General features: G+C 46.8%; 9 protein-coding genes, 1 tRNA gene, 3 rRNA genes, 1 pseudogene and 1 riboswitch. Of the genes and pseudogenes, 5 read left to right on the top strand and 9 right to left on the bottom strand.

Features of this window, described 5'->3' with window-relative positions; translation table 11 throughout:
- Position 1 precedes the first annotated feature (1 nt).
- Positions 2-1096: an amino acid ABC transporter permease gene (locus LOZ86_RS20735; protein WP_106389046.1), complete on the top strand. Its 1095-nt coding sequence runs from the start codon at positions 2-4 to the stop codon at positions 1094-1096.
- Positions 1097-1104: 8 nt separating this feature from the next.
- Positions 1105-1866: an amino acid ABC transporter ATP-binding protein gene (locus tag LOZ86_RS20740; RefSeq protein WP_039482435.1), complete on the top strand. Its 762-nt coding sequence runs from the start codon at positions 1105-1107 to the stop codon at positions 1864-1866.
- Between the two features lie 278 nt (positions 1867-2144).
- On the opposite strand, the gene rrf is transcribed toward LOZ86_RS20740, so the two are convergent.
- The 6 genes from rrf to btuB all read right to left on the bottom strand — a co-directional run bounded on the left by rrf (position 2145) and on the right by btuB (position 10347).
- Positions 2145-2260: ribosomal RNA gene (gene rrf, locus LOZ86_RS20745) — 5S ribosomal RNA — on the bottom strand.
- Between the two features lie 124 nt (positions 2261-2384).
- Positions 2385-5294, bottom strand: a 23S ribosomal RNA gene (locus LOZ86_RS20750).
- A 232-nt stretch (positions 5295-5526) separates the two neighbouring features.
- Positions 5527-5602: transfer RNA gene (locus LOZ86_RS20755), tRNA-Glu, on the bottom strand.
- A gap of 141 nt (positions 5603-5743) precedes the next feature.
- Positions 5744-7285 (bottom strand): 16S ribosomal RNA (locus LOZ86_RS20760).
- The 16S, 23S and 5S rRNA genes sit together here with 1 tRNA gene alongside, the layout of an rRNA operon.
- A gap of 379 nt (positions 7286-7664) precedes the next feature.
- Positions 7665-8525 (bottom strand): glutamate racemase, encoded by an 861-nt coding sequence (gene murI / locus LOZ86_RS20765; RefSeq protein WP_039486835.1) that lies wholly within the window; start codon positions 8523-8525, stop codon positions 7665-7667.
- A complete protein-coding gene (gene btuB, locus LOZ86_RS20770; RefSeq protein WP_039486834.1) occupies positions 8470-10347 on the bottom strand; it encodes a TonB-dependent vitamin B12 receptor BtuB in 1878 nt (625 codons plus the stop codon). Before btuB ends, murI begins: the two co-directional genes overlap by 56 nt.
- A 66-nt stretch (positions 10348-10413) precedes the next feature.
- Positions 10414-10759: riboswitch (cobalamin riboswitch) on the bottom strand.
- Positions 10760-10892: 133 nt separating this feature from the next.
- Here btuB and trmA point away from each other — a divergent pair.
- Both trmA and LOZ86_RS20780 read left to right on the top strand, forming a co-directional pair.
- Positions 10893-12005 carry a tRNA (uridine(54)-C5)-methyltransferase TrmA gene (gene trmA, locus LOZ86_RS20775; RefSeq protein WP_230242722.1) on the top strand — a complete coding sequence of 371 codons (1113 nt, stop codon included), beginning with the start codon at positions 10893-10895 and terminating at the stop codon, positions 12003-12005.
- Positions 12006-12123: 118 nt separating this feature from the next.
- On the top strand, positions 12124-13689 hold the full coding sequence (locus LOZ86_RS20780; RefSeq protein WP_116587063.1) for a DNA cytosine methyltransferase: 1566 nt from the start codon (positions 12124-12126) through the stop codon (positions 13687-13689).
- 65 nt (positions 13690-13754) lie between these two features.
- Here LOZ86_RS20780 and LOZ86_RS20785 read toward each other — a convergent pair whose 3' ends face one another.
- Entirely contained in the window at positions 13755-14246 is a 492-nt protein-coding gene (locus LOZ86_RS20785) for a HEPN domain-containing protein (RefSeq protein WP_116586401.1), read from the bottom strand.
- 1 nt (position 14247) lies between these two features.
- Complete coding sequence (locus tag LOZ86_RS20790) at positions 14248-15822, bottom strand: DUF262 domain-containing protein (RefSeq protein ID WP_230242723.1); 1575 nt, start codon at positions 15820-15822, stop codon at positions 14248-14250.
- Positions 15823-16090: 268 nt separating this feature from the next.
- Here LOZ86_RS20790 and LOZ86_RS20795 point away from each other — a divergent pair.
- Positions 16091-16342, top strand: a pseudogene (locus tag LOZ86_RS20795) (tRNA (uridine(54)-C5)-methyltransferase TrmA); the annotation flags it as partial.
- A 40-nt stretch (positions 16343-16382) separates the two neighbouring features.
- On the opposite strand, the gene LOZ86_RS20800 reads toward LOZ86_RS20795, so the two are convergent.
- Positions 16383-16769, bottom strand: a complete 387-nt coding sequence (locus LOZ86_RS20800) for a YijD family membrane protein (protein WP_039486832.1) — start codon at positions 16767-16769, stop codon at positions 16383-16385.
- Between the last annotated feature and the right edge of the window lie 21 nt (positions 16770-16790).

The raw sequence follows: 16790 nt of genomic DNA on the forward strand, positions 1-16790 counted from the left end.
CATGACGATGAACCATTATACGCAAGGCCGTCAGTCCCCTCTGTTCAAAGCGATGCAGTGGGCACGGCGTAATCTCTTCTCCAGTATCGGCAATAGCCTGTTAACACTGTTTTGCCTCTGGCTATTGTGGATTGCCATACCACCGCTGCTCAACTGGACGATCTTTCAGGCGAACTGGATCGGCACAACTCGTAATGACTGTACGCGTGATGGTGCCTGCTGGGTCTTCATTCACGCCAGATTTGGTCATTTCATGTATGGGTTGTATCCAGCGGCGGAAGTCTGGCGCATCAACTTCGCACTCGCCATCGGGTTACTCAGCATTCTGCCGATGTTCCTGAAAAGTATCCCCTATCGCGGACGCTATCTTGCCGTCTGGGCAGTGACTTATCCGCTTATCGCCTGGTGGTTGCTTTACGGCGGCGTTGGCGGACTGAGTAGAGTAGAAACCTATCAGTGGGGCGGCTTAACTTTAACGCTGATCATCGCTGCCGTGGGTATCGCGGGAGCACTACCACTTGGTATCTTGCTCGCATTAGGCCGCCGTTCCACGCTGCCGATTGTCCGTATGCTTTCCATCGTGTTTATCGAGTTCTGGCGTGGTGTACCGTTAATCACCGTACTTTTTATGTCATCCGTTATGCTGCCGCTGTTTTTAACGGAAGGCACCACGATCGATAAACTGCTAAGGGCATTAGTCGGCGTTATTTTATTCCAGTCCGCTTATGTCGCAGAAGTGGTTCGCGGTGGCTTACAGGCGCTGCCGAAAGGACAGTATGAAGCCGCTGAATCTCTGGGTTTAGGCTATTGGCGCATGCAGGGGCTGGTCATCCTCCCGCAAGCGCTAAAAATGGTTATCCCAGGTCTGGTGAATACCATTATTTCTCTCTTTAAAGACACCAGTCTGGTGATCATCATCGGCCTTTTCGATCTCTTCAGCAGTATCCAACAGGCAACGGTCGACCCCACTTGGCTGGGCATGTCGACGGAAGGCTATGTCTTTGCCGCAATGGTCTATTGGATTTTCTGTTTCAGCATGTCGCGCTATAGCCAACATCTGGAAAATCGTTTTAACACCGGACACAAGTCACACTGAGGCCATCCATGAATCAGACTGCATTAACTCAATCAACCGATCACATGATTACCTTAGAGAATGTGAATAAGTGGTACGGGCAATTTCATGTGCTTAAAGACATCAATCTGCAGGTCAGGCAAGGGGAACGAATTGTACTGTGCGGCCCTTCCGGCTCGGGGAAGTCAACCACCATACGCTGTATTAATCATCTTGAAGAACATCAGGCAGGGCGGATTGTCGTTGATGGTATCGAAGTGAATAATGATTTACGCAACATCGAAAAAATTCGTACTGAAGTCGGCATGGTTTTTCAGCATTTCAATCTTTTCCCGCACTTAACTGTGTTGCAGAACTGCACACTAGCACCGTCCTGGGTACGTCACACGCCGAAAAAAGAAGCGGAAGAGTTGGCAATGCACTATCTGGAACGCGTGCGTATTGCCGCACATGCGCATAAATTTCCGGGTCAGCTATCTGGAGGCCAGCAGCAACGTGTGGCCATCGCCCGTTCACTGTGCATGAAGCCCAAGATTATGTTGTTTGACGAGCCAACGTCTGCGCTGGATCCTGAAATGGTAAAAGAAGTATTAGATACGATGCTTGGGCTGGCTCAGGATGGAATGACGATGCTTTGCGTCACGCATGAAATGGGATTCGCGAGAACCGTCGCTGATCGGGTGATCTTTATGGATCAAGGTGAGATCGTAGAACAAGCTCCACCGGATATCTTCTTCTCCAGCCCTCGTTCAGAGCGTACTCAGGCATTTCTCTCACAAATCCTGCACTAATCTGAAGCATCCTGCCTGCGTGTCCTACGCAGGCCTTCCCCAACTCGGCCATTATGATGGATCTTACAGCTCGCGTTATCGCATAACTAACGCAAACTGGATCAGGTAGGAAGGTTCCTGCCCCTAAAAACATTCTCATCTTCCATGGCTGTCATGGTTATCTGCCAGATACGCTGCAATAAATACACAGCGAGCAAATCTTTGCAGCTCAGCTAACACCAAAATTCACCATAGCAAAAAGCCCCTGTCTTTCGACAGGGGCTTTCCACTTATTTGATGCCTGGCAGTTCCCTACTCTCACATGGGGAGACCCCACACTACCATCGGCGCTACGGCGTTTCACTTCTGAGTTCGGCATGGGGTCAGGTGGGACCACCGCGCTATCGCCGCCAGGCAAATTCTGTTTCATTCCAACCGTTATACCTCACTTTTCAGTGTGCACAACCATCAGAACCAATCTTTGAACAAGCTGATTATCAAAATCTCTTTGAGTCGTCTCAAAACACCTTCGGTGTTGTAAGGTTAAGCCTCTCGGGTCATTAGTACTGGTTAGCTCAACGTATCGCTACGCTTACACACCCAGCCTATCTACGTCGTCGTCTTCAACGGCCCTTCAGGGGCATCTAGTGCCCAGGGAAGACTCATCTCGAGGCAAGTTTCCCGCTTAGATGCTTTCAGCGGTTATCTCTTCCGCACTTAGCTACCGGGCAATGCAATTGGCATCACAACCCGAACACCAGTGGTGCGTTCACTCCGGTCCTCTCGTACTAGGAGCAACCCCTCTCAATCTTCCAACGCCCACGGCAGATAGGGACCGAACTGTCTCACGACGTTCTAAACCCAGCTCGCGTACCACTTTAAATGGCGAACAGCCATACCCTTGGGACCTACTTCAGCCCCAGGATGTGATGAGCCGACATCGAGGTGCCAAACACCGCCGTCGATATGAACTCTTGGGCGGTATCAGCCTGTTATCCCCGGAGTACCTTTTATCCGTTGAGCGATGGCCCTTCCATTCAGAACCACCGGATCACTAAGACCTGCTTTCGCACCTGCTCGAGCTGTCACTCTCGCAGTCAAGCTAGCTTATGCCTTTGCACTAACCTCCTGATGTCCGACCAGGATTAGCTAACCTTCGTGCTCCTCCGTTACGCTTTGGGAGGAGACCGCCCCAGTCAAACTACCCACCAGACACTGTCCGCAACCCGGATTACGGGCCTACGTTAGAACATCAAACATTAAAGGGTGGTATTTCAAGGTTGGCTCCACGCAGACTGGCGTCCACGCTTCAAAGCCTCCCACCTATCCTACACATCAAGGCTCAAGGTTCAGTGTCAAGCTATAGTAAAGGTTCACGGGGTCTTTCCGTCTTGCCGCGGGTACACTGCATCTTCACAGCGAGTTCAATTTCACTGAGTCTCGGGTGGAGACAGCCTGGCCATCATTACGCCATTCGTGCAGGTCGGAACTTACCCGACAAGGAATTTCGCTACCTTAGGACCGTTATAGTTACGGCCGCCGTTTACCGGGGCTTCGATCAAGAGCTTCGCCTTGCGGCTGACCCCATCAATTAACCTTCCGGCACCGGGCAGGCGTCACACCGTATACGTCCACTTTCGTGTTTGCACAGTGCTGTGTTTTTATTAAACAGTTGCAGCCAGCTGGTATCTTCGACTGATTTCAGCTCCGTGAGCAAGTCACTTCACCTACCATCAGCGTGCCTTCTCCCGAAGTTACGGCACCATTTTGCCTAGTTCCTTCACCCGAGTTCTCTCAAGCGCCTGAGTATTCTCTACCTGACCACCTGTGTCGGTTTGGGGTACGATTTAATGTTACCTGGAGCTTAGAGGCTTTTCCTGGAAGCGTAGCATCGGTTACTTCATCACCGTAGTGACTCGTCATCACGCCTCAGTGTTAATGATGACCCGGATTTACCAAAGTCATCCACCTTCACGCTTAAACCGGGACAACCGTCGCCCGGATAACCTAGCTTTCTCCGTCCCCCCTTCGCAGTAACACCAAGTACAGGAATATTAACCTGTTTCCCATCGACTACGCTTTTCAGCCTCGCCTTAGGGGTCGACTCACCCTGCCCCGATTAACGTTGGACAGGAACCCTTGGTCTTCCGGCGTGCGGGTTTTTCACCCGCATTATCGTTACTTATGTCAGCATTCGCACTTCTGATACCTCCAGCAGCCCTCACAGGCCACCTTCGACGGCTTACAGAACGCTCCCCTACCCAACAACACCTAAGTGTCGCTGCCGCAGCTTCGGTGCATGGTTTAGCCCCGTTACATCTTCCGCGCAGGCCGACTCGACCAGTGAGCTATTACGCTTTCTTTAAATGATGGCTGCTTCTAAGCCAACATCCTGGCTGTCTGTGCCTTCCCACATCGTTTCCCACTTAACCATGACTTTGGGACCTTAGCTGGCGGTCTGGGTTGTTTCCCTCTTCACGACGAACGTTAGCACCCGCCGTGTGTCTCCCGTGATAACATTCTTCGGTATTCGTAGTTTGCATCGGGTTGGTAAGTCGGGATGACCCCCTAGCCGAAACAGTGCTCTACCCCCGAAGATGAATTCACGAGGCGCTACCTAAATAGCTTTCGGGGAGAACCAGCTATCTCCCGGTTTGATTGGCCTTTCACCCCCAGCCACAAGTCATCCGCTAATTTTTCAACATTAGTCGGTTCGGTCCTCCAGTTAGTGTTACCCAACCTTCAACCTGCCCATGGCTAGATCACCGGGTTTCGGGTCTATACCCTGCAACTTAACGCCCAGTTAAGACTCGGTTTCCCTACGGCTCCCCTATACGGTTAACCTTGCTACAGAATATAAGTCGCTGACCCATTATACAAAAGGTACGCAGTCACCCTGATTAATCAAGGCTCCCACTGCTTGTACGTACACGGTTTCAGGTTCTATTTCACTCCCCTCGCCGGGGTTCTTTTCGCCTTTCCCTCACGGTACTGGTTCACTATCGGTCAGTCAGGAGTATTTAGCCTTGGAGGATGGTCCCCACATATTCAGACAGGATGTCACGTGTCCCGCCCTACTCATCGAACTCACAATCTGTGCATTTTTGTGTACGGGACTATCACCCTTTACTGTGCGACTTTCCAGACGCTTCCACTAACACACAAACTGATTCAGGTTCTGGGCTCCTCCCCGTTCGCTCGCCGCTACTAGGGGAATCTCGGTTGATTTCTTTTCCTCGGGGTACTGAGATGTTTCAGTTCCCCCGGTTCGCCTCATTACGCTATGTATTCACGTAATGATAGTGTGTCGAAACACACTGGGTTTCCCCATTCGGGTATCGTCGGGTATAACGCTTCATATCAGCTTACCGACGCTTATCGCAGATTAGCACGCCCTTCATCGCCTCTGACTGCCTAGGCATCCACCGTGTACGCTTAGTCGCTTAACCTCACAACCCGAAGGTGTCTTTGATTAATCAAAGTCACTGTCGTGCTGCGATTATTTGAGAGACTCATTGACACACTGACACGCCATTCATACCCGTAGGCATCAATGCATGTTCAGCTGTCATGTTTCAATTTTCAGCTTGTTCCAGATTGTTAAAGAGCAATATCGTAAACATGACTCCGAAGAATCATCTTTAAGATATTCGTGATAATGTCTTTCACTCATTATCGGATTGGCGTCCCCAAGGGGATTCGAACCCCTGTTACAGCCGTGAAAGGGCAGTGTCCTAGGCCTCTAGACGATGGTGACACGAAAAATCCGTACCGGATCATAAACCCGGCACTTTCGCGTCAGTATGAGTCTACACTCATGACATCAACAGGTGCGCTTGCTCAGTATTTTCATCAGACAATCTGTGTGAGCACTTCACTTAACACACATCTTTTTTGGTAAGGAGGTGATCCAACCGCAGGTTCCCCTACGGTTACCTTGTTACGACTTCACCCCAGTCATGAATCACAAAGTGGTAAGCGCCCTCCCGAAGGTTAAGCTACCTACTTCTTTTGCAACCCACTCCCATGGTGTGACGGGCGGTGTGTACAAGGCCCGGGAACGTATTCACCGTAGCATTCTGATCTACGATTACTAGCGATTCCGACTTCATGGAGTCGAGTTGCAGACTCCAATCCGGACTACGACGTACTTTATGAGGTCCGCTTACTCTCGCGAGGTCGCTTCTCTTTGTATACGCCATTGTAGCACGTGTGTAGCCCTACTCGTAAGGGCCATGATGACTTGACGTCATCCCCACCTTCCTCCGGTTTATCACCGGCAGTCTCCTTTGAGTTCCCGACCGAATCGCTGGCAACAAAGGATAAGGGTTGCGCTCGTTGCGGGACTTAACCCAACATTTCACAACACGAGCTGACGACAGCCATGCAGCACCTGTCTCAGAGTTCCCGAAGGCACTAAGCTATCTCTAGCAAATTCTCTGGATGTCAAGAGTAGGTAAGGTTCTTCGCGTTGCATCGAATTAAACCACATGCTCCACCGCTTGTGCGGGCCCCCGTCAATTCATTTGAGTTTTAACCTTGCGGCCGTACTCCCCAGGCGGTCGACTTAACGCGTTAGCTCCGGAAGCCACGCCTCAAGGGCACAACCTCCAAGTCGACATCGTTTACAGCGTGGACTACCAGGGTATCTAATCCTGTTTGCTCCCCACGCTTTCGCACCTGAGCGTCAGTCTTTGTCCAGGGGGCCGCCTTCGCCACCGGTATTCCTCCAGATCTCTACGCATTTCACCGCTACACCTGGAATTCTACCCCCCTCTACAAGACTCTAGCCTGTCAGTTTTGAATGCAGTTCCCAGGTTAAGCCCGGGGATTTCACATCCAACTTAACAGACCGCCTGCGTGCGCTTTACGCCCAGTCATTCCGATTAACGCTTGCACCCTCCGTATTACCGCGGCTGCTGGCACGGAGTTAGCCGGTGCTTCTTCTGCGGGTAACGTCAATCGATAAGGTTATTAACCTTACCGCCTTCCTCCCCGCTGAAAGTGCTTTACAACCCGAAGGCCTTCTTCACACACGCGGCATGGCTGCATCAGGCTTGCGCCCATTGTGCAATATTCCCCACTGCTGCCTCCCGTAGGAGTCTGGACCGTGTCTCAGTTCCAGTGTGGCTGGTCATCCTCTCAGACCAGCTAGGGATCGTCGCCTAGGTGAGCCATTACCTCACCTACTAGCTAATCCCATCTGGGCACATCTGATGGCGAGAGGCCCGAAGGTCCCCCTCTTTGCTCTTGCGAGGTTATGCGGTATTAGCTACCGTTTCCAGTAGTTATCCCCCTCCATCAGGCAGTTTCCCAGACATTACTCACCCGTCCGCCGCTCGTCACCCAGAGAGCAAGCTCTCCTGTGCTACCGCTCGACTTGCATGTGTTAGGCCTGCCGCCAGCGTTCAATCTGAGCCATGATCAAACTCTTCAATTTAAGATTTGTTTGATTTGCTTCTACTCGAGAAGCGATGCTCAAAGAATTAGTAACTGTTCATTCGTAATGAATTTCACTGTTGTTCACTCTTCAAGACTTTTTATATCGTTTAAGATACGGTCTTGTGAGTGCCCACACAGATTGTCTGATTAAATTGTTAAAGAGCAGTGCCACTTCATCGGTGGCGCGGGGTGCATATACTATGCTTTTCCGCTGTGAAGTCAAGTCATTACTGACTGCTTCGTTGAATCTTTTTGCTGTCACCACAACCGCGTGTCGCTGTTGCCGTGTCAGTGGATGCGCATTATAGGGACTTCTCGCACGCTGACAAGCGCTAAATGCAAAAAAGTTATCGTTTGTCTACTATTTACCCACAAGGCTATGAAAGTGGCAGTTTTTCCAGCGAATTGAAGCCATAACGCTGCAATATTGGCCACAGCGTAGCGACTTTAGGTGTAATCGCTAGGCAGTAAACCAGGTTCTTATCTGTCGAAAGTGGAGGATTATCCAGATTAGCAATCAGCCATGCTGTTCTTTTAGCTATAGCAGCACCAGAATCCACAAGACGCGTACCATCTGGCAAGGCCATTTTCAGTTCTTCTGCTAATAATGGAAAATGCGTACACCCAAGCACGACCGTATCTGGCGGTTCCGGTAAACGCAGCCAAGGCCGCAAAATTTTTTGCAATTCGGAAATAGAGATCATCTCCCCCTGCAATTTCGCTTCTGCTAACTCGACCAGCTCTGACGATCCCAATGACAAAATCTGGCAATCCGTCGCAAAACGGGCAATCAGTTCGTGCGTGTATGGGCGTTGAACCGTTGCGCGCGTCGCCAATAGGCCAACAACACCGTTGCGGGTCAGCTTAGCCGCCGGTTTAACCGCTGGGACGACACCCACGACAGGGAAAGTAAAGCGCTCACGCAGAGCAGGAAGGGAAATCGTACTCGCCGTATTGCAGGCAATCACAACTAATGCAAGCTGATGGCGTTGTTGAACTGCGTTAACAATCTCAACCACGCGCTCGATAATGAACTGCTGTGATTTCTCACCATAGGGAAACGCTTCATTATCGAATGCGTATATATAGTGAAGATCCGGCAAGAGCTGCCGGATTTCGTCATAAACAGACAGCCCGCCTACGCCTGAATCGAAGACCAGAACCGTAGGACGGGATGGCAGGTTAGAAGGTATAGCTTCCGGTGAGATAGTATTCTCGCCCTGCCGTGCGGTAGCCATATGCCGTCTCATAATCTTTATCAAACAGGTTGGCGATTCTACCACGAACTGTCAGATGAGAGGTGATCGGATATGAGGCAACGAGATCCCAAGTACTATATCCGCCAAGCTTGACAGGCTGAGAGGGGAAAACATCAAAATTAGTATCAGAACGAGCGCCTTGATAAAGCCACGTCAACGACACATTTACATTATTTTCCAATGTCGTAGAAAGCTCATACTTCGCTTTCTTATGGGCACGACGCGCTAAAGCTTTATCTGCCGTTTTATCCTTAGCATCCAAATATTCCAGAGTCACCTGATGCGACAACCACCATGTATCATAGGCCGCGGTAAACTCAGCCCCGGTCATTACCGCTTTACCGATATTATCGTATGTGCCCGTTGAGAAGTTAATCGCACGGTAGTTAATGAGGTCATTAACCTCATTACGGTAACCAGAAACCCGCCAATTTACTGGACCACTTAAGCCTTCTACGCCAATTTCCCACTGCTTACTTTCTTCGGGTGATAAATTGGGATTCCCCTGCGAGTATGCTGTGTCATATATCTTGTCAAACGTTGGCGCTTTAAATGCCGTACCGTAAGAACCTACAATTCGATAACCGTCAACAAATTCCCATGCAGCACCGGTTTGCCACGTACCATACCGACCATATTGTTGATTATCATCACCACGTACAGCACCCTCTAAGGTAACAGAGCCAAACTGTTGCTGAGTGGTCAGGTATATCCCTGTATTATCGCGGCTTTGGGCGTTCGTATACGCAGACATCCCTCCCGCTTCAGCGCGCTCATTGCGCCAATCTGCCCCCAGACTTAAGCTACCATTTCCAACACTGAAGACATTACCCCATTGCAGGTTGCGTTGCTCAATTTGCGTAATTGTTCCGTTATATTTTCCGGTAGCATCGTTAAAATTAAGATCATCATAGGTTTGGTAGCTAGCTATTAATTGACTAGAATATATCCCTTCGTTGAATTTCAGCCCCGCATCATAGTTTCGAGTATTCAAATAGCGCTTATCACTGCTACCGCTAAAAATGGCGTCATAATCCGTATTGTTATCATATCCATAAGTACGGAAAAAGCCGGAAGTACTTTCAGAAAAGCGCTGTTCCAATGCTCCCCAAAAAGATTTGCTGCGATAACCATCATTGTCTCTGTCAGTCGGCAAAGACGAGGAAGGATAAACATTATATCCGTGGGTCGCTTCATAGCTTCCTGCAACGCTTACTACTGTATTGTCACTCACATGACCGCGTACTGAGCCATCATAGTTTTGATAGGCATGCGAGCCGTAACCAGCATTTAGCACTCCACCATCTTGGGCACGTTCAGTAATAATGTTAATAACCCCGCCGATAGCGTCAGAACCATAAACGGCTGAACGAGGACCGCGAATATATTCAATACGCTGCACCAGCGACATTGGTATCTGACTGAAGTCAACACTGCCAGAGACTCCGGCAGAGGCAAGACGAACGCCATCAACCAGCACCAATACATGGCTCGCACTTCCGCCACGGATAAACACTGATCCAAGCTGCCCACGGCCACCATTCTCAGCAATATCTACACCCGGCAAACGACGCATCACATCATTGAGCGACTTCGCCTGCCAGCGATCGATATCAGCTCGAGTTACGATACTGTTTGCCGCCAGCACCGACGAAACCGGCTGTGCGAAACGATTTGCTGTGACTACCATGTCATCGGCATTTTTTTCCGATGACGAATTTGGAGATGAACTGTTTTCCTGCGCCCAGCCAGAAAATGCCGTGACAGAAAGCGCCGTCAGCAGCGAAATTTTTTTAATCATTGTTAAAGCATCCGAGAAATAATAAGGATGCCGCAGGCTCTGTTAATAGCACGCGATATGCAGAACCAATTGCGACGTATTCCGGCAGGTCTTCGGGCTTGGATGCCGTTGTGACCACAAACCGTCAACGACAGTAGGAGGTACAACGAAAGCGATGACTTCCCATCTATACCCGTCATACTTCAAGTTGCATGTGCGTTGGCTACGTTCACTCACCCGAATCACTTACTTGTGTAAGCTCATCGGGATTCCCTCGCTTGCCGCCTTCCTGCAACTCGAATTATTTAGGGTACATAACAGTGTCTGCATAATAATGCTATCGCCGGGGCTTTCCTTACCGCTGCGCGTCAGCTCCAGATTTACACTGGATTCCCTTTTGACTTGTGATACAAGGCCGGACGCTCATCCTACAATCGCGAATTGTGGAAGTCTAGACTTCTATATCACTACAGGATAATAACGTAACAAAACTGGACTTCCTGGGCAGATTCCCTACAATTCCCGGCCAATAACACCCTTTTAGACGCTGTTCAGACGAGAAAACCATGACGCCAGAAATCCTGCCCATCGAACAATACGACGACCAGCTTGCAGAGAAAACCGAGCGTCTACGTGGAATGATGGCACCTTTCAATGCACCGGAGCCTGTCGTCTTCCGTTCTCCCGTCAGCCACTATCGGATGCGCGCCGAATTCCGTATCTGGCACGATGGCGACGAGCTTTACCACATCATGTTTGACCAGCAAACCAAACAGCGCATTCGGGTCGATCGCTTTCCGGCAGCCAGTGAACTGATCAACCGCCTGATGCCGGAACTGCTTGCCGCCATTCAGCCTGATCCCGTTCTGCGCCGTAAGCTGTTCCAGATAGATTATCTGTCCACCCTGAGCGGCGAAGTGATCGTTTCTCTGCTGTATCACCGCGCACTGGATGAGGAGTGGCAGGAACATGCCCGTGCGCTGCGCGATAGCCTGATAGCGCAGGGGTTCCGTCTACAGCTGATTGGTCGCGCGGCGAAAACTAAAATCTGCCTCGATCGCGATTATGTCGATGAATGTCTGCCGGTTGCAGGTCGGGATATGATTTACCGACAGGTAGAAAACAGCTTCACGCAGCCGAATGCGGCAATCAATATTCAGATGCTGGAATGGGCGCTGGATGCGACGGCGGGATCAACAGGGGATTTGTTGGAACTGTATTGCGGTAACGGCAATTTTTCACTCGCGCTGGCAAGAAACTTCGAACGCGTGCTGGCGACTGAAATCGCCAAACCATCCGTCGCGGCAGCACAATATAATATCGCGGCGAATCAGATAGAGAACGTGCAGATTATCCGTATGGCGGCAGAAGAATTTACGCAGGCTATGCAGGGCGTGCGTCAGTTTAACCGCTTACAGGGTATCGATCTAACGAGCTACCAGTGCGAGACCATTTTTGTTGACCCGCCGCGCAGCGGACTGGATGACGAAACGGTGAAGCTGGTACAGGCGTATCCACGCATTCTTTATATTTCCTGCAACCCAGAAACGCTGAGCAACAACCTGCAAACGCTATCGGAAACCCACGACATTCGCCGTCTGGCGCTGTTCGACCAATTCCCTTACACCCATCATATGGAGTGTGGCGTACTGTTGGAACGCAAGACCTCTTCTCATTGATCTCTGATTTATTCTGGCATCAGTATTGGACAGAGATTAAGTCGATAAGATTATCCTGGACCTTAGATACCAAATGTTTTAGAATTTCAATATTATTATTGTACAAGTGAGTATAGATTTGAATCATATTGAGCTGTTTTCTGGCTGTGGTGGATTGTCTCTAGGCTTAGCTAAGGCTGGATTTGAGCTTACGTTTGCTAATGAACTATCACCAATGGCAGCCGAAACATTTTCTTATAATTTACTAGGCGAAGATTTAGATTCACTTGCCAAGCAAAGTAAAAAAAGCAAAAAAACGTTTTGGATAAGTAGTCAATATCCAGACTTAACCAACCGACTTCGCGAAAACCCATTTGAGTACCCAGAGCTAGATACAGGGTTCACAGACATACCTGACGAATACCAAGAACTACAAGGAAGCCTTTTGGTAGGGAATATCATTCATCTAAATCAACTTTTAGAATCTAAACCTCAGTTGCTAGGGGAGATAAAAAGTGGATTCGGCAACAATGGCGTCGATCTTATTTCAGGGGGACCACCTTGCCAAAGTTTCAGTTTAGCAGGATTAAGAAAAAAGGATTGTGATAAAAATTTATTGCCTTGGGAGTTCGCAAAATTCGTAGGGATGATACAGCCTAAACTAGCAGTACTCGAAAATGTTTCTGGCATACTAAGACCGTTCAATGAAGATGGAGAAAAGTATTACGCTTGGTTTGAAGTAGCCAAAGGTTTTGCGGAACAGGGCTATATACCACTATGCCTACACGTCAATGCCCGTTTGGCTGGAGTTCCCCAAAATAGACCTCGCTTCATAATGATTGCAATTAGAGAAGATATATTCGTCAACATATCTTCATCTCTAAACGAGAATGAGAAAAAATTACTAGCCCCTTGTGCTGCTCTATTTGAAAAAATCAGAAAGGATGCACAAGTTTATATAAAAGATTACCACTGTTATGACGTTAATATTGACAAAGATCTTGAGTTATTTCGTAACTCTTTTCTTTCCCCTCTCGTTGATAATAAAGAAATATCAGTAAAAATGGCTATTCACGATTTGTGCTTCTCAAAAAAAAATAAAAAAACCCAATTTGTTAATAAATTAAATAGTGAATTTGAGAATATTTTGGGTAAAAAAACATCAATACCTAATCACTTACCAAGAAAAAATAGTGCATTGGTTAAGAGAAGGTTTCGAGTTTATCAGGTGCTACAGAGAAGTAGCCAAGAATCCAGAAAACAAGTTTTTAGTATTTTAAAAGCAGAAACAACCTATCTAAGCGAGCCAGCTTGGAAGGAATTAAAGCATCATAAATTTTTGTCTCTAGAAGGTAAAAACGTAAAATTTAACACGAAGGAAGAGTTTACTAATTACTTAAAGAAACATTCAACTAAGAAAAGAAGCCAACGTGCACTAGATGAAAACAAACCGGCTCCAGCTGCGCTGTCGATACCTGATGACGCATGCCACTACGATTCTGAAGAGCTACGAACTCTTACAGTCAGAGAAATGGCGAGAATACAATCGTTTCCTGATGCGTTCACTTTTCGTTCCAAAGTAACGACTGGTGGTGCAATGAGGCGCTATGAAGTACCACAGTACACTCAAGTTGGTAATGCCGTTCCCCCGCTATTAGGTTTAAAGTTAGGAAATTGCATTTCCATGTTACTCAATAAAAATTAAATTTAAAAAAATCAAGCACTTAAGTCCAAACCCTGAGGATGTAAGTGCTCTGATAGAATCATTAGTTATGATTTAATTAAGGTATCGATAAACGTAACTAAATCACTAACAGTAGAAAATGCTTTACGAACAGAAACAAGAGTAACACCATTTGTTTTAGATTCTTGTCCATGTGCAATACTATTTCGCCAACTGACTATTGAATTTATATCATTTTTTCTATCATCGTTATCCTTTACCCAATCAAGAAACGCGTCGCTCCAAGTGGAGTTAAACTGTCCTAAGATGGCATTAATATTGTCAGTATTCATATTTTTTGAAATAGGCCACGTTTTTTCTACATATCTATATATCTGCTTCCTAGAACCTTGTGATGCATATTGTAGTAATAGCTCCTTTATAGCTTGCTCTAGATAGCCAGAAACCAAAACAGCCAAATATTTAGCATTATGAGCCTGTGCCTCAGGACTACCATCCTCTGTCACGTATGAATTAAGCAAACTATCTATTCTACTTTTATACTTATCGTGACTATTATGGCGAGAGTAACCTGACATACTATGCCCCTACAAATATCTTAATTGCAACATTAATCCTATTAATCACATTCTCTGTGTCATTAACAAATTCCTCAGTTGAGTTAATATATTTCTCATCTGAAATTAGTTTTTCTACATGGTTATTTAAAACTTCTTCGTTCAAATCCACCTCGTTTTTAAGGGCTTTCGCAACCCCAACCATAATAGAATCAAACTTTGACAGAAGAAAAGTACCTCCTTTTTTAAAAATTTTTGAGTCAAAACGACTTAAAATACCTGTTGTTTCTTCAAAAAGACCCTCTAATTCATCTAGCTTATCTTTAGCCATATTTCTATTTTTTTCCATATATCTATCTAGAAAACTAGGCATCGGGGCTTTATAATTTTGATAATCCTCGTATAGAGCCATAAATCTTAAAATTGTCTCAATATCCTTGTAACGACTATGTTTAGGACCAAACAAATCTCTCCAGTGAGATATATCATTCAGCTTATGCAAAAGACTATCAAGATCTCCATAAAAAATACAAGACCTAACCTCTTGAGGCTGAAGTGGTGTTCCGCTGGTATTCAATCTCCTAAAAATTTGTATTACAGCATCGTTATATTCATATCCATAATCAGGGCTATCCGATGAAGGGTCTGGGCGAATAACAATACTGTGAAGAACTGAATCACTTAAAGTTCTAACGTCAGCATCATCAAGAATTCTTGATTTTGGAGATTTCGCCACATCAGCGTTAAAATAACAGCCACGAAGATCCTCATGAATCTTTTTACTATTTGAAATAGAGAAATCACCTGCTAAATATCTTTGAAGTGTTTTTAATCTTTGCTGGCCATCAATAATATTCAGCGTTTTTGAGTCACGATCCTGAGCAAGAAAAATATTTGGAACTGGTAGACCAAGAATTAAAGATTCAATAAATCTTGATTGCTCAGTTAAACTCCATACGAAGCCTCGTTGAAAACCAGGTAGTTTAATATCCCCACGGTTTAACCGTTTTACAAGCCCTTCAACATCACTGTCCCATCCATAACTAGATACCTCAAATCGGGATGGCATATCGCGTTCACTACTGTCATCATTTTCGACTTTAGTATCTTCACCAGAACCGACAACCCCAATCAACTCATCTGAGTCAACGCTAATTCGCTCTACGATTTCAGAAAAATCGGAGCCATCAGATGTATCCAGCGGCTGACCATCAGATAGGTTCAGCAGTATAAGATTTCTATTTTCGATAAACATGGCAAATGCTTGACCATCAGTCGCAAAATGGTTAAACCGCCCTGGCCAAAAACGAGTATCCCCTCGAGTGTTTGCTTTATATAAAGAAGATTTTGTTTCCTCACGCGTTCCATTACTTAAAACAATACATGGAAGCATTACTTTATACTCACTACCTGATTTTTGAGAATCATAATCATGGATTTGTTTGTTTTTTAACAACTGTATGATCGGTGATGTAGCATCTAAAATGCTTTTCGTAAGACCTGTACCTGTTACAAAAAGCAACTCAAAATCGATGCCTAATTCTCTTAAAACTTGTACTTTATCGGATTCATCTTGTGTTAATTCTCTTGTATTCATATGTTAAACCTAAATAAAATTTAATAATTACCTTAAAAAATATCAATATATTTTATCACTGATATTTTTCAGTAACCCACGAGAAATATATAATAACGTACCACCAAAAGCATTCATATTCCTTGCACTCTAAAAAAATTTTAAGAAAATGTCATCAATGTGGATATCCATAAATGATTACGGTAGGTGCCTGAAATGACCTCTGCACCTATACGCCATGTATATATTGATCAAATTGCCGTTGAAAACGGGGGAACCCGCCTACAGCGGTATCGATCTGACAAGCTACCAGTGCGAAACCATTTTTGTTGACCCGCCGCGCAGCGGACTGGATGACGAAACGGTGAAGCTGGTACAGGCGTATCCACGCATTCTTTATATTTCCTGCAACCCAGAAACGCTGAGCAACAACCTGCAAACGCTATCGGAAACCCACGACATTCGCCGTCTGGCGCTGTTCGACCAATTCCCTTACACCCATCATATGGAGTGTGGCGTACTGTTGGAAAAACGTCAGTAACGCACACAATCTGGCGGGTCACCCCGCCAGCATCTACCCGCTACAGCGTCTCGCTTTCTTCTGCGGATACGGAATCCGTCTCTTTTCTGCGGCGTAGCTTCAGGCCAATCCAGAAAACCAACACCACGCACAGGATTGAAGGAATAAAGTTCGATCCAATGGCGGGATATTCAACGCGCACAATGGCGCTGTAAATCAGTAATCCCAGCAGAAAACTGGCCGCCGCCAGCATCGGAATACCTTCCGGCATACTGTGGTGCAAATAACGTTGATGCAGGCAGTAAATGGATAATATCAGCGCAATCAGGGGAAAAATCGAGAATGGTACAATGCTGCTGAACAGGGCGGCGAATGCGCCGTTTACGGATAAGCCCGCAATCAACGCCAGCACCAGCGTACCTTTTTCTTGATGAGGTTTTTCTGTCATGGTTTCTCCCTTCTCATGTTG

The sequence above is a fragment of the Pectobacterium parvum genome, assembly GCF_020971565.1.
Lineage (GTDB): Bacteria > Pseudomonadota > Gammaproteobacteria > Enterobacterales > Enterobacteriaceae > Pectobacterium > Pectobacterium polare.